Raw genomic sequence first — 21,544 nt, 5'->3', positions numbered from 1 at the left:
TGAGGTGAGCGGCAGATCCAGCGAACACGTCCTGATCGACGATCTCTCGGACGGTGAGTCCCCTCGGTTGGAGGGGCTGGACGACGAGCACGTCCGGCGCCTGGCCAAGACCGAGGAGCCGCTGCCGCCGATCGTCGTGCACCGGGCCATGATGCAGGTGGTCGACGGCAGGCACCGGCTGCGCGCGGCGCGGCTTCGCGGTGCTGTCCGGATCGCCGCGAGCTTCCTCGACTGCCCGGCGGACGACGTGTTCGTCGAAGCGGTGCGGGCGAACTCCGCGCACGGACTGCCGCTGTCGTTGCCCGACCGCAAGGCCGCGGCCGCGCGGATCGTGCGGTCGCACCCGCGCTGGTCGGACCGGACGATCGCCTCGGTCACGGGGTTGTCGCACAAGACCGTGGGGAAGATCCGCCGGGAACAGCCGGACGGTGGTGTCCCGCACCTCGAGCGCACCGGCAGCGCGGTCGCGGCGGAGATCATCAGGCGGAACCCGGAAATGCCTCTGCGTCAGGTCGCCAAGGCCGCGGGGGTCGCGGTCAGCACCGCGCACAGCATTCGCCGGCGGGTGACCCAGGCCGGGCAGGAACTGCCTGCGAGGTGCGAGCAGGTACGGCCTGAGAACCCCGGAAACCCAGATGCCACAACGGTGCTGCGGATGCTGTCGAGCGACCCGGCGCTGCGCTACACGGACACCGGGCGCGCGCTTCTCCGGCTCATCGGAGCGCACCCGCCGACCGAGGACGAGTGGAGGAGGCTGGGCGAGGTCGTTCCGGCACATTGCTCGCTGGCAGTTGCCGACCTGGCCAGGGACTTCGCGGCCGCGTGGGACGAGTTCGCCACCCGGCTGGCGTGTTCGGCTGGGTACCTTCCCCAGCCGAACACGCCAGGATGATCATCCGGTCTGCTGACGCGCGGTCTGACCGGTGACGCCGCCGTTCGGGTCGAAGACGGTCTGGATCGAGCCGTCGGGAGCGCGCCAGGTGAAGATCGGGCTCCCGTTGGCGAGCAGGAGCGACGTCGGTGAGGTGGTCGCCTCGACGGCGTACCGCACCCGCCACTCGGCGAAACCGCCTGCGGGCGCGACCTGACTGGTCTGGTGGACCAGGTTGTCCGTGCCGCGGGCGGCCAAGTCGATCAGGCCGGACGTGCGCAGCACCGCCGCGGGCGAGCCGACGGCGGTCAGGCTCCCGATCGGTTCCCACACCTGGGAGAACGCGTTGTTCGACTCGCGCTGGGTGGCGATCGCGCCGCTGGTGGTCCTGACGAAGACCTGGAGGTCACCGTTCACGTGCGCGACCGCGGCGGGCCGCTCGGTGGTGCCGGACCCGACCGTCCGCCACGCGCTGAGCGAGCCGGACGAGAAGGTGGCGGTCTTGACCGAACCGTCGGTCGCCCGCGCGACGACGTCGAAGGCGGTCCCGTTGCGGACGACGGTGAAGTCCGGTGACAGCCCCACGTTCCCGGAGATCGGCCGCCAGGCGGTGTAGTCGCTGGTGGCCGGCGTGGCCTGGGAACGGTGCCACAGAGCGCCGTTCGCGTCGACGGCGAACATCGCGAGTGCCTTGCTGGGCTCAGCGACGACCACCGGGTCGCTGACCATCCATCCTTTGTGGACGGTGATGGCGGAGATCGAGCCCCACGGGCCGTTCGCGGTCGGCTGCAGCCTGCCGCGGTAGTCGGCGTCGGCGTGGCTGTTGGCGAGGACGTCGAGCCGGCCGTCAGCACGGACACCCGCTCCCGGCTGCCCGGTGAAGCTGTGGTGGTCCGCGATGACCTGGTACTCGAGGACCTCGTAGTCACCTGGGTTGCGCTGCTTGGCCGCGGTCAGCCCGCTTGCGGAGTTGACGTAGAAGAACGTGACCAGGCCGTCGGTTCCCTGCACGGCGGTGTTCGGCGCGTCGGTTCGTTGCGGCACAACTGGCCTTGTCGGGCGGGGGAAGCCGGTGATGCGGCACCCGTTGGGATCGGCGACCACGTCGATCTCGTCCTCCCAGCCGTTGCCGATGTGGACGGGAGCCGCCCAGGCGTTGGTGTGCTCGTGGTACCGGTACCAGTCCAGGTGGCCATTGGTGCGCGTGCCGTAGAGGACGTCTCCGCCCGCCGAGAAGACGCGGGTGAAGACGTCCCATTCGGTGCCGACCTTCAACCCGTACTGGGTGAACCGGTCGGAGGCCTCGTCCCAGCGGAAGCGGTGCAGATCGCCGTTGGTCTTGCGGGCGAACAGCACACCGTCGCCGGCCGCCACGATGAGGTTGTACTGGCTCCACCCCGCGTCGAGCGTCTTGCCACCGGGCAGGAAGTTGCCCGTGGCGTCGTTGCCGGACCACGTGAAAACGCGCAACCGGCCTTCCGCGTCGATCTGGTAGAGCCTGCCCTTCTCGTCGACGGTGACCTCGTTGCGGTATTCCGCCTGGGTGTACCGCGCCCAGCCGCCGCCGACGTCCCGGAATTGACGGCCGTTCCAGGTGTCCCACCCGGTGCCGTTCCACCGGTACCGGTAGAGGTTGCCCGTCGGGTGCATTCGGTAGAACACGCCATTGGGCGCGGCGAGGGTGCGCGCGTCGTCCCAGCCACTGCCGATGTGCTTGACCGGCCCCCATTCGACCTTCCCGGTCTCGGGCGCCTCGTGCGGGTAGGCGTACAGGCCGCCGTCGGGGCGGACGCTGAACACGTTGACGGCGGAGTTGCAGGTGAACACCGGTGCCGCCGCGGCGGGAGCGACCGAGACCGCGGAGGCGGCGATCACCGCCGTGAAAAAGATTCTGGATGTGGCCAGAACAGTGCCACGCATCCGCATGGAATTCCCCCTCGTCCAAATGCTGCAGACCGCAGACGAGGCTAGACGTGCCGATGAAGCGTCACCAGATGTTCGTCGCGGCCGTTGCCGAACACCAATTCGCCGTGGAACGGTGCTCCGGAATTCGCGGTTTCCGGTCACCGCTGTTGTCCTTGTTGGGGGAGACGGACAATGATTCCTGCGCCTTCGCGCTCAAGGCGAGCTCGTGTCGTGATCGCGCTCGCCACGGTCATCTCGCTCGTGCTGGGGCTCGTCACGGCAAGTGGGTCGTGGCCGGGGCCGGCCGAGGCGCCGCGGACTCCGGACCAGGTCTGGGGCAGCGCCGAGGGGCAGGCCGGTGAGATCGCCGCGGAGAACGCGAACCGGGCGATGCCGCTCGCGGAGTCGGCGAAGCATCCACAACCGGCGTTCGCCGAGGCGAAGGTGCCGGCCAACCCGGTCACGGAGTCCGAGCCGCCGTCCGCCTTCCGCGGGTTCGATCCCGCGAGCAGCAAGGAGGACGTCAGGCGGCGCAGCGCGGACACGCGCACGTTCACCAACGCCGACGGCACGCGGACGACCGAGTTCAGCCAGGGGCCGATGAACTTCCGGGCGCCGGACGGGTCCTGGCAGCCGATCGACACCACGTTGACCAAGGACGGCGACGGCTGGCGCAACACCGCCGACGAGATCGGGATCCGGTTCGGGCCGAGGTCTTCCACCGCTCCGTTCGTCCACATGAGATGGTCGGACGGCGCCGAGCTGTCGTACGGGATGGCGAGCGCCTCGGCGTCGGCCGCGCAGGTCGGCGGCAGCGCGATCACCTATCCGGGGGTGACCGCGGGGACCGATCTGCGGATCGACGTGCTCCCCGGCGGTGTCAAGGAGAACCTCGTTCTCGCGCACCGCGATACCGCGCACAGCTGGGTGTTTCCCCTGCGCCTCGACGGACTCAGTGCTCGGCTCGTCGACGGCCGAGTGGTGCTCACCGACACCTCGGGCCGCGAGCGTGCGCAGATCCCTGCCGGCTACCTGACCGACAGCGCCGCGGTTCCCGCCGTGTCGAACGGGGTGCGGTACGAACTGATCAGCCACGACGGCGGGCAGGCCCTGCGGGTGTCGGCCGATTCGGCGTGGCTGCGCGACCCGGCTCGGGTCTACCCGGTGCAGGTCGACCCGTCGGTGCTGACGCTCGTCGCGAACGAGGCGATGGCCACCTCGGGCGGCACCCGGAACAGCGGCCCGGAGCTGCCGATCGGCGACGGCAACGTGATGTACCTGAAGTTCGACACCAAGTTGCTGACGAACCACCGGGTTTTCAACTCGCAGCTGTACCTGACGAGCTACGGCGCCCCGTCCTGCCGCCCAGAAGCGGTGACGGTGCACCCGGTCACCGAGGCGTGGTCCGAGACCGGGACCGGCCATGCCGCCACGGGCGGGTCGATCGCGACGGCGTCGTTCGCGCACGGCTACGTCGCTTTAGGACAGTCGCAGTCGGCGTGCCCGCTCGCCGCCGACTCGGTCGATCTCGGTGAGGCGGGCCGGAACCTCGTCCAGGGCTGGGCGCGTGGTGCGGCCAACCACGGGGTGGCGGTGAAGGCGGTCACCGGCCGCAAGATGTTCGCGGGCAAGGGAACGGCGAACCCGCCGCGGCTGTTCGTCACGCATTCGCCGTACGACGCCTCGTACCGGATCGTGCGCGGTGTGCCCGAGCCGCCGGTGCACCGCCAGCAGGACGGCAAGATCCGCATCGAGGTCACCAACCGCGGTTCCCAGATCTGGACCAAGAACGACTACAAGCTCGCATATCGCGCGTTCACCACGCAGGGCAAGGCCGTCGCGTCTCCCATCTCCGCCCTGCTGCCGCACGACGTCCTGCCGGGCAAGACCGTCACCCTCGATGCCACGGTCTTCCGGTTCGCGAACCCCGGCGACTACGTCCTCGACTTCTCCATGATGCACAAGGACGTCTACTTCACCGACCTGCAGATCAAACCGGCGCGCATCACGATCACGATGTTCGAGCTGCCACCGGTGGTCAAGGCGCAGTACCCGCCGTCCGGGCACACCTCGCCCACCCTGACCCCGCAGCTGTGGGCCGACGCGGTCGACGTCGACGCGCCGAGCGGGACCGGTGTCCGCTACGAGTTCGAGATCTGCAACAGCACCATCGAGGGCACGCCCGACATGGCCACCTGCAGGCTCGAACCCAGAGTGGCGAGCAAGACCTACACCGTGCCCAAGGACCGGTTGCGGTGGAGCGACACCTACCACTGGCGGGCGTGGGCCATCGACGCGAGCAACACCCGCAGCGAGGCGATCCCGCTGAGCGCGCTGCTCACCGCCGTGCCGCAGCCGGACATCACGTCCCACCTGGGCGGTGCCCCGTCCAGCGCCGGCGACCTGGACTTCGACCCGCAGACCGGCAACTACGTCACCGGCGCGGTCGATGCCTCGGTCGGCGTCACCGGTCCTGAGCTGACCCTCGCGCGGACCTACAACAGCCTCGATCCCCGCACGGACACGCTGTTCGGGTCCGGCTGGTCGACGCGCTACGACATGCGGGTGGTGCCGGACCAGAACGGGTCGGGCAACATGCTCGTCACCTACCCGGACGGCCAGCAGGTCAGGTTCGGCCGCAACGCGAACGGCACCTTCGAGCCGCCGCCGGGTCGTGCCGCCACCTTCTACCAGGACACGAGCACACCGGCGCGCAACTACGTGCTGGTGGACAAGACCAACACCGTCTACACGTTCCGGGAGTTCGACGGCAGGCTGATCACCATCGCGGACAACGCGGGCCGGCTGCTGGAGCTCGACTACGGCGAGAACAGCCGGATCAAGCGCGCGATCAGCCGGACCAGTGCCAACCGGGCGTTGCACTTCACCTGGACAGGCGACCACGTCACCGAGGTTCGCACCGACGCACCGGTCGTGGGTGGCACGCCGATCAAGTGGACCTACGCCTACGCGGGCCACCGCCTCACGTCCGTCTGCGATCCGAAGAACGGTTGCACGAGGTACGAGTACGAGGCCGGTTCGCACTACCGGACGGCCGTGCTCGACTCCGTCCCCGACTCGTACTGGCGCCTCGGCGAGCCCGCCGGATCACCGAGCGCGGTCAGCCAGGTCGAGACGAACCTGGCCAAGGACTGGGGCACGCATCGCGACGTCGCCCTCGGCACGGCGGGTCCGCTGGAGGGCAGCCCGGACACCGCGGCCACGTTCAACGGCAGCAACTCGTACGTGACGCTGCCGGAGGGCACCATCAAGAAGAGCCGCGATCTCGCGGTCGAACTGTGGTTCAGGACCACGTCCGGTGGCCCGCTGCTGGGCTTCCAGACCTCGCCGTACGACCGTGCCCAGACCGGTGCGGTGCCCGCGCTGTACGTCGACCGGGACGGCAAGCTGCGCGGCCAGTTCTGGCACGGCCGGGTCGCGCCGATCACCACGCCGGGGAAGGTGAACGACGGCCGGTGGCACCACGTCGTGTTGTCCGGTTCCCTTGCGGTGCAAACGCTTTACCTGGACGGTGCCAAGGTCGGCACGACCGAAGGTGAGATCAACAACAGCGCGTTCAACTCCGGTCAGATCGGGGCGGCGCACGCAGTCGGCCCGGCGGCGTGGGAACCGGCGGGGTGGTGGCCGGGTGCGCGCACGAAGCACTTCGCCGGCGACATCGACGAGGTCGCGATCTACCAGCATCCGCTCGGGGACGAAGCCGCACGTGCGCACTTCAAGGCGAAAGCGGCCGCCGACCAGCTCACGAAGATCACCGTCCCGAGTGGACGGACGGCGGCCAAGCTGATGTACGACACGGTCAACGACCGCGTCCGCGAGTACACCGATGACAACGGCGGGCTCTGGAAGCTGAGCGTGCCGCACGTGAGCGGCACGGAGAAGAAGGACGCGGCCGGCCGCACGGTGCGCAACCTGGTGCGCACCATCGAGGTGACCGATCCCGGTGACCGTTCGCGGTTCTACGACTACGACGGAATGCGCGGCCGGGTCATCCGGTTCGTCGCGCCGCTGGGCACCGGCGTCCGGCTGGAGGACCGGCCGGACCCGGAGATCGTGCCCACCCCGCCGTCGTCGGCGCCGCCGTGCACCTCGCAACCTGCGACGGATCCAGACGGTGTGCCGAACTACTGCGGCGGCAGCGGAGCGAACGACCCGGACTGGCAGGGCGCACCGGTCCAGGGACTCGGCGTGCGGACCTACGACTACGACGCCTCCGGCTTCCAGCAGACGATCGTCGACGAGAACGGCCATCGCGTCGAACTGCGCAACGACGAGCGCGGCAACGTCCTGTCCCGCAAGACCTGCCGCGATCCCGCGGTCTGCGACACCGAGCACTTCACCTACCACAAGCCGGATCCGGGCAAGGTCAACGACACCGACCCGCGGATCGACAAGCAGCTCACCGCACGCGACGGGCGCTCGTCCGGACCCGCGGACAACCGCTACCTGACCACCTCCGAGTACAACGCGCGCGGCGAGCTGGTGAAGGAGACGATGCCGGGCGGCGCGTCCGTCACGCACGGCTACACCGACGGCAGCACCGCCGCGGAAGGCGGTGGCAACGAGCCCGCCGGATTGCTGAAGTGGACGAAGGACGCGCGTGGAGCGCAGACGACGTACCGGTACTTCGGCAACGGCGACCTCGCTTCCATCACCGAACCGGGGCGTACCGCCGCCGAGGCCGAGGGCGTGGTCACGAAGTACCGCTACGACCTGCTGGGCAGGCAGGTCGCCGAGGTCGAGTTCTCCGACGCCCACCCGCAGGGCCTGGAGACGAAGTTCGTCCACGACGAGCTCAACCGGATCGTCGAGATCGCGGAACCACCGCTCACCAACGCGGTGACCGGCACCAAGCACACCCCGGTCACCCGCACGACGTACAACATCGACGGGCAGCCGGAAAAGGTCGAGGTCAGCGACACCACAGGTAGTGACGGGACACGCACCACCGCGTACACCCACGACGAGTGGGGCAGGGAGAACTCGGTCACGAACGCCGAGGGCGCGAAGACGACCTACGGATACGACGTCTTCGGCAACCGCACCTGGGAAGTCGACGCGGTCGGCACGCGCACCGAGTACGCCTACACCGCGCGCAACCGGGTCGCCGAGGTCCGGATCCGCGGCTGGCACGGCAAAGCGGTCACCGGCGGTGAAGGCGGTGCCGGCCCAGCCGATCCCGGCAGCCTGCTCGTGGTCGAGGCCAACACGTACGACCTCGGCGGCAGGCTGGTCCGGCAGGTCGACGCGATGGGGCGCAAGACGCTCTACGAGTACACGCCCAACGGCCTGGTCTTCCGGGTCCAGGCGGAGATCCCGGTTCCCGGTGCGGCTCCGCGCCGGGTGACACTCGAGCAGAACTCCTACGACGGCGCCGGAAACCTCGTCCGGCAGATCGGTCCCAACGGCACGGTCACGCAGTTCACCGTCGACGCCGCCGGCCGGACGTCCGAGATCCTGGCCGACCCGAACGGGTTGGCGCGGCGCACGGCGTACCGCTACGACGAGAACGGCAACGTCACCCAGATCGCCCAGTCCGGCAACGGGTCCAACACGCCGGGGATGCAGACCACCGCGGGTTCCGTGGTCGACTACGTGTACGACAACGCCAGCAACGAGATCAGCGAGAAGATCCAGTTCGGCACGGCTCCGCTGACCACGACCCGCCGCTACGACAAGCGCGGTCTGCTCGTCGCCGAGACCGACCCGCGCGGCAACGCCCCCGGCGCCGACCCGGCCGCGTTCACCACCGAGTACCGCTACGACGAGGCCGAACGGCAGGTCGCCGTCACGCTTCCCGCGGTGCAGACGGAAAGCGGTGGCACGCCGGCGACAACGCGTCCACAGGCTTTGACCGGTTACAACACCTTCGGTGACGCGGTCGCGAACAAGGACGAGAACGGCCACGTCAGCCGCGTCGCGTACGACAAGGTCAGCCGTCCGGTCCGCGTCGAAACGCCGGACTACCTGCCACCCGGCGCGACTGCTCCGATCAAGGGCGTCGTCTCGACCAAGTACGACGCCGTCGGCAACGCCGTCGAGGTGACGAACCCCCGCGGCGCGGTCGCGAGGTTGCGGTACGACCAGATGGGCCGGCTCGTCCAGCGGCAGGACCCCAAGGCGGACAACGGAACCCAGGTGGGTGGCAGCTGGAGCTACACCTACACCCACAACGACGAACCGCTCTCGGTCACCGACCCGACCGGCGCCCGGCGCGAGATGACCTACGACGCGCTCGGCCGCGTCGCGACCGCCACGGTCGTGGAACGCAAGCCGACTGCGGCTGCCCACACCACGTCGTTCGAGTACACCGACGGCGGCGACCTGATCAAGACCACGTCACCTTCTGGTGAGGTGCAGAAGTTCGGCTACGACGCCCTGTCCCAGCGGACCTCCGTGACCGATCCGAGCAACGCGGTCACGCAGCTCGGTCACGACGGACTCGGCAGGGCGGTGTGGCAGCGGGATCCGCTGGGCCGCACCGACTTCGTGCGCTTCGACGCGGCCGGCCGGGCCACCGGTGCGTTCGACCTCGACGGGCAGAACAACATCCTGCGCCGCACCGGATACACCTACGACGCCGCGGGCAACGTGCTCACCGCGACCGACCCGCTGAACCGGACCGTCCGCTACCAGTACGACGCCCTCAACCGCCTGACCACCCAAACCGAACCGGTCTCGGCCACGGAGTCGATCACCACGTCCTACGGCTACGACGCGAAGGGCAACCGCACTCGCTACACCGACGGGCGCGGCAACTCCTTCCACACCACGTACAACGCCTGGTCCCTGCCCGAATCGGTGATCGAGCCCGCGACCACCGCACATTCCGCCGCTGCCGACCGCACGTGGACCGCGGCTTTCGACGTCGCTGGAAACCCGGTGCAGCTCACCGCGCCGGGCGGGGTCGTGCGCACGCGGCAGTTCGACCTGCTCGACCGGATGACCAAGGAGACCGCACCAGGAGTCGAACGGACGCTGGGGTACGACGAACTCGGCCGGGTTCTCGAGATTGGCGCACCCCGTGGCCGCAACGCGTACGAGTACAACGATCGCGGTGCCCTGCTGTCCGCTGGCGGGCTGTCCGGCAACTCGTCGTACGCCTACGACTCGGACGGCCGCCTCACCAGCCGTACTGACGCGTCGGGCACGTCGACGTTCACCTACTCGATGGGACGCCTGAGCACCGCCGTCGACGGCTTGACCGGTGTCGGGATCGCGTACGACTACAACGCGGCGAGCCAGGTCTCCTCGCTGCGCTACGGCACCACGCGAACGCGAACCTACGACTACGACGCGCTCGGCCGGGAGAGGTCGGACGTCGTTTCCCAGGCGGGCGCAACGATTTCGTCGATCGCCTACGCCTATGACGACAACGACCAGCTGATCCGGAAGACCACGGGCACCGGCGACAACACCTACACCTACGACCACGCCAACCGTTTGACGTCGTGGTCTGTCGGCGGAACCACGACAGAATACGGTTGGGACGCCTCGGGAAACCGCATCCGCAACGGCACGAAGACCGCTTCGTACGACGAGCGGAACCGGCTGCTCGCCGACGGCGACTACACCTACGAGCACACACCCGGCGGGGCGCTCGCCTCGCGGACGTCCTCCGGCCTGGAGGAGAAGTTCTCCTTCGACTCCTTCGACAGGCTGATCCAGGCGGGCCCGACCACCTACGCCTACGACGGCTCCGACCGCCTGGTCAGCCGCGGCTCGGCGACGTTCTCCTACGCGGGCGCCGACATCGACCCGGTCACGGACGGCACGTCGACCTACGGCCGCGACGCCGCCGGCGGCCTGCTGTCGATCGCTGCGGGCACCGACAAGCGCCTGACCGTGTCGGACGCCCACGGCGACGTGGTCGGCAGCATGAACCCGAGCGGCACGGGACTGGCGGACTCGACGACGTTCGACCCGTTCGGCAAGGTGGCCGCCGGCACCAAGCGCCAGGTCGGTTTCCAGGGCGACTGGACCGACCCGGACACCGGCCAGGTCAACATGGGTGCCCGCTGGTACCAGCCCTCGACCGGTGCCTTCACCTCCCGCGACACGGTGTCCGCGGCTTCGGGTTCCTCCGTGCTGTTCAACCGCTACACCTACGGCGCCGGCCGTCCGCTGGACATGATCGACCCGGACGGCCACTGGCCCGACTGGAAGAAGATCGGTTCCGTCGTCGGCTCCGTGGCCAAGGAGGTCTCCGGCTACAACGACGTGAAGAACTTCATCAAGAACCCATCGCTGGTCAACGGCCTCTGGGTGCTGTCGAACGTCGTCCCGGTCGGCAAGGTGTTCAAGGCGGGCAAGCTCGCCTACAAGGGCGTCAAGGCATTGCGCAAGCACGGCGACAGCGCGATCTCCGCGGGCCGCAAGGGCCGAACCGGCGGCAAAGTTTCGTCCCGCGCCGGACGGCACAGCGACGACGGAGGCTCGCACCGCCGCTACCGCAACGGCTCTGGCGGCCGGAAGTACGGCGATGATGGAGCTTCACGGGGCCGTCGCGGCGACGGCGGATCCTGGAGCCGTCGAGGAGACTCGGGTCGCGGCGACTGGTCCTGGGGTCCTTCCGCGGCCGAGATCGCGGCCAAGCAAGCCGCCGAGCGAGCCGCCGCAGCAGCCCGCGCGGCAGCGGCCCGCCGAGCCAAGATGCTGGCGATCACCAACAAGGCCAAGGCAGCCATCGCCTACGCCGCAAAGCACAACCCGCTGCCCGTCGAGAAGGCCATCCTCAAGGCCAAGGTGGCGGCGAAGGACGTGATCTCCTCCTCGGCCAGCCTGCCCGCCAGCAAGGTGGGCGACGTCGTCGAGAACGTGCAGGACGGCAGCAAGGTCTGGGCCGCAGTGCGCGCGACGATCATCAAGCCGGGCACGACGGTGGTGCAGGCGGTGGCCGAGCAGGCGGTGACCGACTACGCCAACTCTCACGTTCCCGGGCTCGGGGACACCCTCGCGGTCGCGTCGGCGCTGCGCGGCAACTCCGCAGCGGCTTCCGCGGGCATCCGAGGTCGCGCCAAGGCCGGGGGTTCGTGCCCTCGCGACAGCAACAGTTTCACACCCGAAACTCAGGTCCGGATGGCTGACGGCACCAGCAAACCGATCGCGTCGGTGAAGCGGGGCGAGAAGGTGCTCGCCACGGACCCGACCACGGGGCGCACTGAAGCTCGTGCTGTTACCGCGACCATCGTCGGTTCCGGCGTGAAGCAGTTGGTCGAGGTTTCCGTGGACACGGACAGGGATGGTCGCGGCGACAGTGATCTCACCGCTACCGACGGGCATCCGTTCTGGGTTGCGAGCCTCGGGGAGTGGCGCGAGGCCGAGGATCTGCGGCCTGGTCATCTGCTCCGGACTGCTGCTGGGACCTATGTACAGGTCACGGCGGTTGAGCAGCGCACCGCCAGGCAGCGGGTGCACAACCTCACGGTGGACGGCCTGCACACGTACTTCGTGCTGGCGGGTCAGGCGGCAGTCCTCACCCACAACGACGATGCTGAACCTTTCGGCGGTACGTGCCAGCCGCGGTTCTACACCGTCGCCTTCGAGGTCGAGCTTGCCAAGGACGATTGGGTGAACAGCAGATCGGTCCACTTCAACCGCGCCAACGCCGCCTTGGCCGATGCGCTCGCTGACCCGGAATTCGCCGAGTTCATGGAGGGGCAGAGCTCAGGTGTCACCGACCGGGTGGCCCGCACCGGAGGGCGCAAGAACCCGAAGGGGTGGGTGTGGGAACACGCTTCCTCGTCAACTGCCCAGGGCCGCAAGGGTGTTATGCGGCTTGTTCCCAAAGAACAGCACACACCAGGCTCGCGGTGGTGGAGGATCCTGCACCCGGACAAGGGCGCACGTGGCGGATTCGCCGAGTGGGGCAACCCCAAAATTCATTCCCGAGGCCGGTAGATGATTGGCGGGTACGATGTGTCCGTGAATGATGACGTGCCGGGACGCTACGATGGACGGCCTTTCCTCAAGATCGTGGACAGCTACATCATGTGGATAATCGGCGCACTGGATGCCGACGCTGAGGGAGTGCTGGAACGCCTCGCACCCAAGCTCGGCTCGGTCTACGGGACAGACGGCTCATGGCAAGAGATAGTCGCCACACAGCTGGAGCTTCCCGAGAATTTCTCCGAGGTCGTGAGGAGCAGGTGGAAGTTGGACCGTCTGACGAATCCGGATCCCGTTTCGTGGAGTCATCAGGTAGCGGACAAGCTGATCAGCTGATTTGCGGTGGATCGTTGACCGTTGCGAAACCTGAAAGGCCCGTCCCGGCAGATGCGGGACGGGCGCGCTGATCGTGGTGTAGGTGCATCGTGGTGTAGGTGCTGGGTGCCCTAGGCGCTTTCGATGGCCCGGACGATGAGTTCGTTCCGAGCGTTCTGCCCCAACGGCACAGTGGTGTGCACGCCATCCCGCAGGTACGCCTCAGCCCCCAGCCGCCACGGATAGGCAGCCAAGAACTCCGCCCACCGCACGATCCGCAACCGCGGATGCCGGCGCTGAGCGTCAGCCAGCTGCAGGTTGATCCACGCGCTGTTGCGCTGGTCGGCCAGCTGCACGGCTGCGGTCTCCCGGGTCCTCGCCACCTGGACGTTCACCCAGAACACCGTGCGGTTCGGGCCGGCGATGCTCATGGTGCGGTCGATCTGCGCGGCGAACACGGGTGGGTTGAAGATGTCGTTCGAGCCGGTCGCCATGAGGATTCTGCCCGGGAGGCCGTAGGCGTCTGCCCATTGTGCGAGGGCGTCGACGGCCGGTTTGGTGGGTCGGCCCGACCAGTTGTGCACTGCGATCTGGTCGCCGGTCCTGTCTCTCAGCAGCAGAGCCAGGGAATAGCCGTCCTGGACCGAGATGCTGTCGCCGAACATGAACAGGCCGTCGGTGTCGAGGACCGGCCGGATCTGAGTGAGGGTGGAGATCGCTTTCGACGAGTTCTCCCACGGGCCGAGAACGCCGGAGCCGTAGTCGCCGTCGGCGGCTGTTGCTGGAGTCGATGTCAGAATCGATGAGCCGATTGTCACGGCTCCTGCGGTGAGAAGGTTTCGACGTGTGAAAACCATGTGCTCCCCCGAGTGAGGCTTGAACAAGGCCTACCTGACATCGTAGCGGCGCAATCGCATCCGCACACCCGCGTTCGGTTGTCGCCGCATATCGAAATTCGGATACGTGGTGGCGACACCGCGGGTATGTAGGGCTGCTGAGCAACAGGTTCGCCGACGCGGAGAAGTACCTCGGCAAGGCTGTCGACCTTGCGCCGGCGACAAGAAGAAGAAGATCAACCGGATGCCGGCCGACTGCTACATCAGGCAGGGCGAGTTCGCCCGCGCCGCACAGCATTGGCGAGCGGCCGGCCTGGAGTCCGAGGCCAAGTGGTACGAAGCGTTCCGCGGCAAGCCGCCCAGGGTGCAGGAACGCCGCAGCTCAGCGTCCCAGTGCAGAGTTCCGGCACCCGACAGGCCGGGCACGCAGTGCACCCGGCCACCCCGAGAACAGGACTCGTCAGCCCTTCTTCACGATGCCGGGCATCGCCTTCTCAGCCAACCGGATGTCGGTGAACACATCCATGCAGTCACCATCGTTGAAGTTGCCGCCGGCGCTGAGGATGCCCTTCGCGACGATCTTCCCGCCGCTGACCGTGTAGGTCGGGCCGCCGGAGTCGCCACGCGCGGTGCAGGTGCCGCCCTTCTTGCCCAGGGTCACGTTGCGCGCCATCTCGCCGTCGACGTACCGGATGTTGGTCTTGGCGTCCCAGACCTTCCAGCCGCACAACTCGCCCTTGGTGGTGCCGCCCGTGCAGTACTTGTCGCCCTTCTTCGGCGCCCTGCTGGCGACTCCCTTGACCTTCCGGTAGGAGCTCGAGTCCGGCCCGCCGACGTACATCTTGCCCGCGGTCTTCCAGCTGCCGTTCATCTTCACCAGCGCGAGGTCACCGCTGTAGTACGACACACCGCTCATCTTGGTCGAGCCGGTGGTGTTGTTCCAGTTGTCCTTGACGACCTTGCCGACCTTCTGCGTGCCGTAGCGCGGCATCCGCACGTCGCTGTTGGCACTCGTGCAGTGCCCAGCGGTGAGGAAGTAGCTCTCGCCCTCGTGCGTCCAGGAGAACCCGACCGTGCAGGTGCCCGCGTTGGTGTTGGTGGTGGAACCGCCGAAGAACGGGTTGGCGTCGTTGTCCCGGCTGACCTGCTTCTGCACGAAGGTGTTCGGAGCGAGGTGCACCGCGACCTTGTCGGCGCCGTACTTGCTCGCCAGCGCCGTGCGGGTCTCCTCGGTGAGCGCCGAGGCACGCACCACCACGCGGTTGCGCTCGGCGTCCACGGACGCGGCGTACAGGTTCTGCACACCGGGCACGTCGGACTCCAGCACCGCGTCCTTCACGGCGTCGAGGTCGGCCAGGCTGTGCTTGGCCGTCGGCGTGCTCGGGTAGAAGATCTTCGGGATGACGACGGCCTGCGCGGCCTCCGGCTCGGCCGCCGCGGTCTCGGACGCCGGTTCCTCGGTCTTGCCGGTCTCGAGGCCGTCCTGGTTCGCGTCGTCGTTCCCGTTGTCCGCAGTGGACGGATCGACGCCGATGCTGCCTGCCGCGTAGGCGGTCTTCGTCGAGTCGGCGCCGGTGCGCACGCCCGCGACGATCCGGCCGGTGGCCCGGTCGACGTAAGGAGGCGCGAGGTCCGCCGGGTCCGCCTCGGCACGCGCCTCCGCCGCCTCCAGGGCCTGCGCCACGTCGTCGGCGAGCTGGTCCGGCAGCGCGGGCGCCGCGGTGAACACCTCGACCGCCGTGGCGGTGGCCGGCCGGTCGCCGGTCACGTCGGTGCTCGCCACAGCCGACTGCCCGGCGGTGAGCACCGCCGCCGCAAGGGAACTGACGGCGATCACGCGGGTCAGGATTCGACGCTTGTGTCTGTTCAAAGAAAACCCCCATGCAACGAACGACCACGGCGGACGGCCGTGGCCTACGGGGGAGGAAACGCGGACGGGCCGAGACCGGGTTGTCACGTCTGGCCACCCAGACGTTGTGCTGATGATCACAGCCGGTCCGGCCGTGATTCGGTTGCCCATTGGGCCGAATGTGATGGAACCGCGCGTCGGGGGCAGACGTCATGGCCGCCGTGGGAGAGATGTTCCACGTCGTGCCGGATGAGCTGCACGGCTACAGCGGGCTCCTCGAACGTCAGGCCGAACACTTCCTGGCGATCCGGGAGCACGCGATCGTCAAGGGTTGGGGACACGTCCGGGTTCACCGGTTTGCTGTCGCTGCGCGACCCCGTCGTGACCGGGGTCGCGCAGCTCTACGGCGAGACGCTCGAGGCCGCCAACGGTGCTCGACCTCAGCAGCACCCTGGTGACGTCCCTGACGCCTCTGATGGTCAGAGTTGGGGTCGGCGTTGGCCGCAGACGGGCTGGCGATGGTGCTGGCAATCCACGTGATGGGCGGGTTCGGCAAGACCACCATGGCGATCGAAATGCGATCCCAGTCGCGGACTTCCTGCCAGAGCCGCCTTGTTCTGCGGGGCAGCTTCGGTGACACTCCTCAATCATGGGCAGAGCGGCGATCCTGGACGAGCAGTCGCATGTGGCCGAGGTGCTGATCGAGCTCTTCGAGACCGGGCTTCCCGCAATGGTGTGGTACGTCACCGACGTGCCCGGCTGCGTGATGGGTTCTCCGCTCCCCGGCCTCAGCGACCACGAGACCTACATCGTGATGGTGCAGTGCGCTGAACGCTTGGGGATGCAGCTGACAGTCGAGCCCTCACGCCCGTACTGGCAGAGTCAAGGCTCTGACGAAGAACACTCGGCACCTGCAATCCTCGTCAAGCCGTACCACGAGGACTACCTCATCAAAGGGGTCTACCACGGCGTGCAGCTGTCATGTCGCGGCTCGGCGAGTGAAGGCACCGCCAAGAAGACGAATGTGCCGAAGTCTCAGGCCCGATCGTCAGATCCCGACGTCACCGCCCAGCTCCAAGCGCTGACCGTGATGATCAGCCTGCTGTCGGCAGACCTGCCACCCCTCAGCTGGCGGCTCCGCCCCGAGAACCACGAGCCGCAACTCACCCCGGAGATCCACACCCTCAAGCGTCGCAGGCAGGCACGGGCCGGGCTCATCCAATGGGCCGACTTCCTGGGAACCCAGATCCGCTACGACCCCAGAAGCATGTATGCCGTCGCCTACAACTCGGCCGAGGTGACCGGGCGCGTGGACGGCGTCCCCATCACGATCACCGCGCACCTCCGACGTCCTCTGTCGGACACCCGCCCTTGGCAGGCGCTCCGCCGCCAACTCACCGGGACCAACAAACCCACCGCTGCGCAGTAGATCCTTTCTCCGGCGAGACCGCCGGGAAGCAAGCCTGGCGCACGTCGCACCAATGCGGACTCGTGGTTCACGCAGATGCAGAGCTGTCACCGGGTGATGCCGAGTGAGGTTCACCCCAGACAGTGGACACCGACGCGATCAGGGTGAAGTGGTCAGCGCCAAGACCGTCGCCAAGGTCATGGCCGGCATCGGGATCGAGGGCATCAACCCCCGCAGGTTCAAGGTGAGAACGACGATCGCCGACCCGGCGGCGTCGTTCCCGCCGGATCTCGTCGAGCGCGAGTTCGACCAAGGCCGCCCGGATGCGGTGTGGTTCACCGACATCACGTACCTGTCCTGTGGTGAGGGTGAGATGTTCCTGTGCGCGATCCGGGACGGACACTCCCGCAGGGTGCTCGGCTACAGCCTCGCCGACCACATCAGTGCCGAGATGGTCACCACCGCCATCGAGGCCGCGGTGGCCGTCCGCGGCGGCGACTGTCGTGGCGCGGTCCTGCATTCCGACCGCGGCGGCGAGTACACGGCGAATCTGACCGCACAGGCGTGTTTCCGGCACGGGCTGCGCCGGTCGATGGGCGCCACCGGGATCTGCTGGGACAACAGCCCCGCGGAGTCGTTCTGGTCGACGTTCAAACATGAGCACTACTACCGGCACGTCTACGCCACGAAGACAGAACTCGTTGCCGCAGTTGACAAGTGGATCCGTTGCTACAACGGTACGCGGCGGCACTCCAAGCTCGGGATGCGCAGTCCCAGCGACTATGAGAAGTCACTCCGAGCAGCTGCCTGAACTTCTTACGCCCCTGTCCACCGTTCGGGGTGAACCTCACGCCGGCGCGAAGTCTGTCACCGTGCTGGAACGGCGCAGCGTGCACGGCCCGATCGTCACCGCACCTGACGGCGTCGACGTCGCCGTGCGCATCGCCGGTGTCCTGCACCATCCTGCGATCGCCGCGTTAATCATTTGCGGTAGCGGATCCCGGCGTAGGCGAGCACGCCTCCAGCGAAGGCGAGAGCGAGGCCGGCCGACTGGCGCTGGTTCGCGGCCAACCCCGCGTCGTACTGCTCCTCGGTGAGCTCACGGACGACAACACCGTCCTTCGACTCCTGGTACTTCCCGTTCTCCTGCTCGAAACTGCCCGTGTTGGCGTCAGTCAGCAGCGGGTACGCGAAGAGGAAAACCCCGCCGAAGAACGCGATCACCGCCACTGCGACCGCCCACGCCGTCAGTGTCGGGTTCTCGAAGTTGAACGTGCCTCTTGCGAACACCAGCGTCGCCACCATGAGCGCCATGGAGATCACCACCAGCACGAGGTTCGCCGACCGCGGCAGCAACGCACTGCCGGTCACGAACCCGAACGCGATGACGACGGCATCGAGGAAGATCACCACGAGTGAGGCCCACTGCAACGGCACCATTCTCATGCCTCAGCACAGTAAGGCCGTCAGGCCGTTCGCCGGGCGGCAATCACGAACCGGATCTTCACGGCTTGGTTGTCAACATCACTATTGCTTCAGTGCTGATCAAAAACAATCAGCTGGCTCGCGAGACCGAGGTGCAGCCTGCTCTACCTGAGACAGGGAAGCCTGGGGTATCGGCGGGACCGGCGAACGCAACTAACTTCCTTGGTATGAACAAGGAACTGAACTCCTCGCCCACCCGCAACCGGGCCCTGCTCGCGGTGATCCTGGTCGGCAGTCTCGTCGCCAACGTCACCGCTCAGGCGTTCGGCCTGAGCCTCTTCATCAGCGCCGCGTTCGGGGTGGTCGCCATCGCCAGCGGTGTCGCGCTCTTCTCCGCCTACCGCAGGAACCGCGGAGTTCCGCGGAGCTGAGGCGGCCGTTCACCGCGCACCCCACCCATGCCGGGATCACCCAGGCCATCCGCAACTTGCTCAAGGACCTCGAGGACACCGGATACGTCGCGCGGATCAGGTTCCTCATCCGTGATCGAGACGCCAAGTATTCCGCGTTGATCGACGACGTCCTCGGTTCCGTGGGGATTGTGACGGTGCTAACCGGTGTCCGGATGAATTCCATCATGGAGCGCTGGGTCAAGGCACTTCGCGCCGAACTGCTGGACCGCACGCTGATCTGGAATCAGGCCCACCTACGGCATGCGCTGCGCGAGTACGAGCGGCACTACAACGAGCACCGAACCCACCGATCACTCGCCGCCGCAGCACCGCGCGGACCTTGCGCCGCCCTTCAAACCCGGCCAGATCGAAGCCTCACCGTAGATCGACAGGATCGTCTCGGCTGAGTCATCACGAGTATCACCATGCCGCTTAACCTGCACGGATGCGGTTTTCGGCACGCACAGCTCCGCCCGACAGGGCAGGTTGATCTCAGTCAGCCGGGGTTTCGGGGCGGAGCGCTCGGTGGAGGGCGTCGTGCCGGTATCCGCGGATTCGGCGGTTCAGCTCGGCTTCGGGCGCGAGATTCTCACCACCGTGGATGCCTCCCGGATATACGTGCAACTCAACGGGAACGCCAGCCCAGGACAGCCGGCGGGCGAAATCGACTGCCTCGTCACGGAACAAGTCCAGGTCGCCGACGTCGATGTAGGTCGGCGGCAGTCCAGTGAGGTCGGTTGCGCGTGCCGGTGCGGCGTACGGTGAGACTCGGTCGGTTCCGAAGTCCTGGCCGAGGAGTGCTTGCCAGGATTGAATGTTCGCTTCGCGGCTCCAGGCGCCGAAGCCGGTGTTGGTGACGGCTGACGGGCTTGAGGACTGGTCGTCGAGCATTGGGGAGACCAGCATCTGGTAGGCGATGGCTGGTCCGCCGCGGTCGCGCGACAGCAGTGCCACTGCCGCGGCCAGGCCACCGCCCGCACTGGTGCCGTACAGACCTGTCCGGTCGGAATCGATCCCGAGTTCCCGGTGCCTGCCGGTGATCCCTGTCAATCCCGCGTAGCAGTCGTCCAACGCTGCTGGGTAAGGGTTTTCGGGTGCGAGCCGGTACTCGACCGAGGCGACCACGCAGCATGTCGCCTGCGCGAGCCTGAGGGTCTTCCGGTGATCGCCGGTGGCGCTGCCTGTCACCATGCCGCCACCGTGGATGTAGTAGATGCAGGGCGCGGACCGGGTGCTCGCGCGAGGCCGGTACACATGCACGCGCACCGGCTTGCCGTGAGGAACCGGGAAGTCATGCACCTCAACGTCTTCCGGAGCGACCGGTCCGGCCAGCTCGGCCTGCCTCCGGCGTCGCTCAGGAATGTCCTTGATACCGCTCAGGCCCTTGGGGCCAACCAGTTGCCGGAACTGATCGAGGCGCGCACGTACCTCGACGTCGATGCGCTCGCTGATGTCCACGATCCGTGCCTCACTCGCCAGTGCCGGGTTGTCGTCACGCAACCTAGGGACAGAGATAGCTACCGGACAATGGCAGAAAGGGGACCTTTCGGGAAACGAAAGGACGTGCTAGCCGATCCGTTCTGTCAGCCGTGCGGCGAGATGCTCGACCAGGTTGCTGATCCGCCGAGGCACGTGAACGTCGTCGGACAGGAGCGCGTAGATGTCGGCGGGTGGGGTCGGTATGTCGGGTAGTACGCGCACCAGTGCGCCGCTCTTGAGATGAGACCGGATCTGCCATTCCGACCGCATGATCACCCCATGTCCCTGCAGTGCCCAGTCGGTGACGATGTCCCCGTCATTGCTCGACAGACGGCCGCGCACGCGTACCTGACGCGGGTTGCTGGCGTCGCCGAAGTGCCACAGGGCGAAGTCTCCCTCGTTTTCGCGGAGCACGATGCAGTCGTGGCCGGCCAGGTCCTCGACGCGTTGCGGCGCTCCCTTTTGTTCCAGATAGGACGGTGCCGCGCAGGGCACCCGGCGGTTACGGGCCAGTCGGCGCATTCGCAGTGAGGAGTCCGGTGGTGCTCCGACGTGGACGGCCATGTCGAACTCACGCCGGTGCGGGCGCAGCGGGAGAGCCGACGTGCGGAGTTGGATGCTCAGCCGGGGATGCAGGGCGGTGAACTCGCCGAGCAGCGGCGCCACGTGGGCGCGTCCGAGGCCGGGGGTCGCCTGGACCACGACGGAGCCCCGCAGGTCGCCGGAGTGATGGGTGACCAGGTCCTCGAGCTCGCGGACCTGGTCGAGGATCGTCTCCAGGCGCGCGGCGTAGACCTCCCCCTCGGAGGTCAGCACGAGCCGGCGCGTACCGCGGTGCACCAGGCGTACGTCGAGCCGGCGTTCCAGGGCGCTGAGGCGTTTGCTGACCACCGGCAGGGAGCAGTCCAGCTCGCGGGCGGCCGCCGTGAGCGTCTCGCTGGCGGCGACCACCTGGAAGAAGTGGAGGTCGTCGATGGAGCCCTGTCTTTCCATGAGCGAAAGGATAGGTTGCCGCGGACGTTCTTGTTGTCGCGTTCCCCGCCGACGAAGGTGAAGACGTGCCCGCCGACCGGACCGGGCGCGAGGAGGAACGTT

Annotated in this window: 13 protein-coding genes; 7 read left to right on the top strand and 6 right to left on the bottom strand. The window is 67.7% G+C overall.

Annotated elements, in window-relative coordinates; translation table 11 throughout:
• Positions 1–4 precede the first annotated feature (4 nt).
• Positions 5–892, top strand: coding sequence for a ParB N-terminal domain-containing protein (locus G7043_RS25360; protein WP_166049570.1), 888 nt, complete (start codon positions 5–7; stop codon positions 890–892).
• On the opposite strand, the gene G7043_RS25355 is transcribed toward G7043_RS25360, so the two are convergent.
• On the bottom strand, positions 893–2,746 hold the full coding sequence (locus tag G7043_RS25355) for a tachylectin-related carbohydrate-binding protein (RefSeq protein WP_166049568.1): 1,854 nt from the start codon (positions 2,744–2,746) through the stop codon (positions 893–895).
• 261 nt (positions 2,747–3,007) lie between these two features.
• Between G7043_RS25355 and G7043_RS25350 the strand changes: the two genes are divergently transcribed.
• Positions 3,008–12,697 (top strand): RHS repeat-associated core domain-containing protein, encoded by a 9,690-nt coding sequence (locus tag G7043_RS25350; RefSeq protein WP_166049567.1) that lies wholly within the window; start codon positions 3,008–3,010, stop codon positions 12,695–12,697.
• Positions 12,698–12,721: 24 nt separating this feature from the next.
• Positions 12,722–13,021: a hypothetical protein gene (locus G7043_RS25345; RefSeq protein WP_166049565.1), complete on the top strand. Its 300-nt coding sequence runs from the start codon at positions 12,722–12,724 to the stop codon at positions 13,019–13,021.
• Positions 13,022–13,131: 110 nt separating this feature from the next.
• Here the strand turns inward: G7043_RS25345 and G7043_RS25340 are convergent, their stop codons facing one another.
• Positions 13,132–13,818 (bottom strand): hypothetical protein, encoded by a 687-nt coding sequence (locus G7043_RS25340; RefSeq protein WP_207311717.1) that lies wholly within the window; start codon positions 13,816–13,818, stop codon positions 13,132–13,134.
• Between the two features lie 478 nt (positions 13,819–14,296).
• Entirely contained in the window at positions 14,297–15,673 is a 1,377-nt protein-coding gene (locus G7043_RS25335; RefSeq protein WP_166049561.1) for a S1 family peptidase, read from the bottom strand.
• Between the two features lie 697 nt (positions 15,674–16,370).
• On the opposite strand from G7043_RS25335, the gene G7043_RS25330 reads away from it, so the two are divergent.
• Positions 16,371–17,114 carry a hypothetical protein gene (locus tag G7043_RS25330; RefSeq protein WP_166049559.1) on the top strand — a complete coding sequence of 248 codons (744 nt, stop codon included), beginning with the start codon at positions 16,371–16,373 and terminating at the stop codon, positions 17,112–17,114.
• Between the two features lie 103 nt (positions 17,115–17,217).
• Positions 17,218–17,904 carry an IS3 family transposase gene (locus tag G7043_RS25325; protein WP_313888063.1) on the top strand — a complete coding sequence of 229 codons (687 nt, stop codon included), beginning with the start codon at positions 17,218–17,220 and terminating at the stop codon, positions 17,902–17,904.
• Positions 17,905–18,074: 170 nt separating this feature from the next.
• On the opposite strand, the gene G7043_RS25320 is transcribed toward G7043_RS25325, so the two are convergent.
• Complete coding sequence (locus G7043_RS25320) at positions 18,075–18,539, bottom strand: hypothetical protein (protein WP_166049554.1); 465 nt, start codon at positions 18,537–18,539, stop codon at positions 18,075–18,077.
• A gap of 206 nt (positions 18,540–18,745) precedes the next feature.
• Between G7043_RS25320 and G7043_RS25315 the strand changes: the two genes are divergently transcribed.
• A complete protein-coding gene (locus G7043_RS25315) occupies positions 18,746–18,949 on the top strand; it encodes a hypothetical protein (RefSeq protein ID WP_166049552.1) in 204 nt (67 codons plus the stop codon).
• A 56-nt stretch (positions 18,950–19,005) separates the two neighbouring features.
• On the top strand, positions 19,006–19,377 hold the full coding sequence (locus G7043_RS48535) for a transposase (RefSeq protein ID WP_242642657.1): 372 nt from the start codon (positions 19,006–19,008) through the stop codon (positions 19,375–19,377).
• 85 nt (positions 19,378–19,462) lie between these two features.
• On the opposite strand, the gene G7043_RS25305 is transcribed toward G7043_RS48535, so the two are convergent.
• Complete coding sequence (locus G7043_RS25305) at positions 19,463–20,428, bottom strand: alpha/beta hydrolase (RefSeq protein ID WP_207311716.1); 966 nt, start codon at positions 20,426–20,428, stop codon at positions 19,463–19,465.
• 108 nt (positions 20,429–20,536) lie between these two features.
• Positions 20,537–21,442 carry a LysR family transcriptional regulator gene (locus G7043_RS25300; RefSeq protein ID WP_166049551.1) on the bottom strand — a complete coding sequence of 302 codons (906 nt, stop codon included), beginning with the start codon at positions 21,440–21,442 and terminating at the stop codon, positions 20,537–20,539.
• Between the last annotated feature and the right edge of the window lie 102 nt (positions 21,443–21,544).

The organism is Lentzea alba, assembly GCF_011067745.1.
GTDB classification, from domain to species: Bacteria; Actinomycetota; Actinomycetes; order Mycobacteriales; family Pseudonocardiaceae; genus Lentzea; species Lentzea alba.
This window is presented reverse-complemented; position numbering and strand designations above follow the sequence as displayed.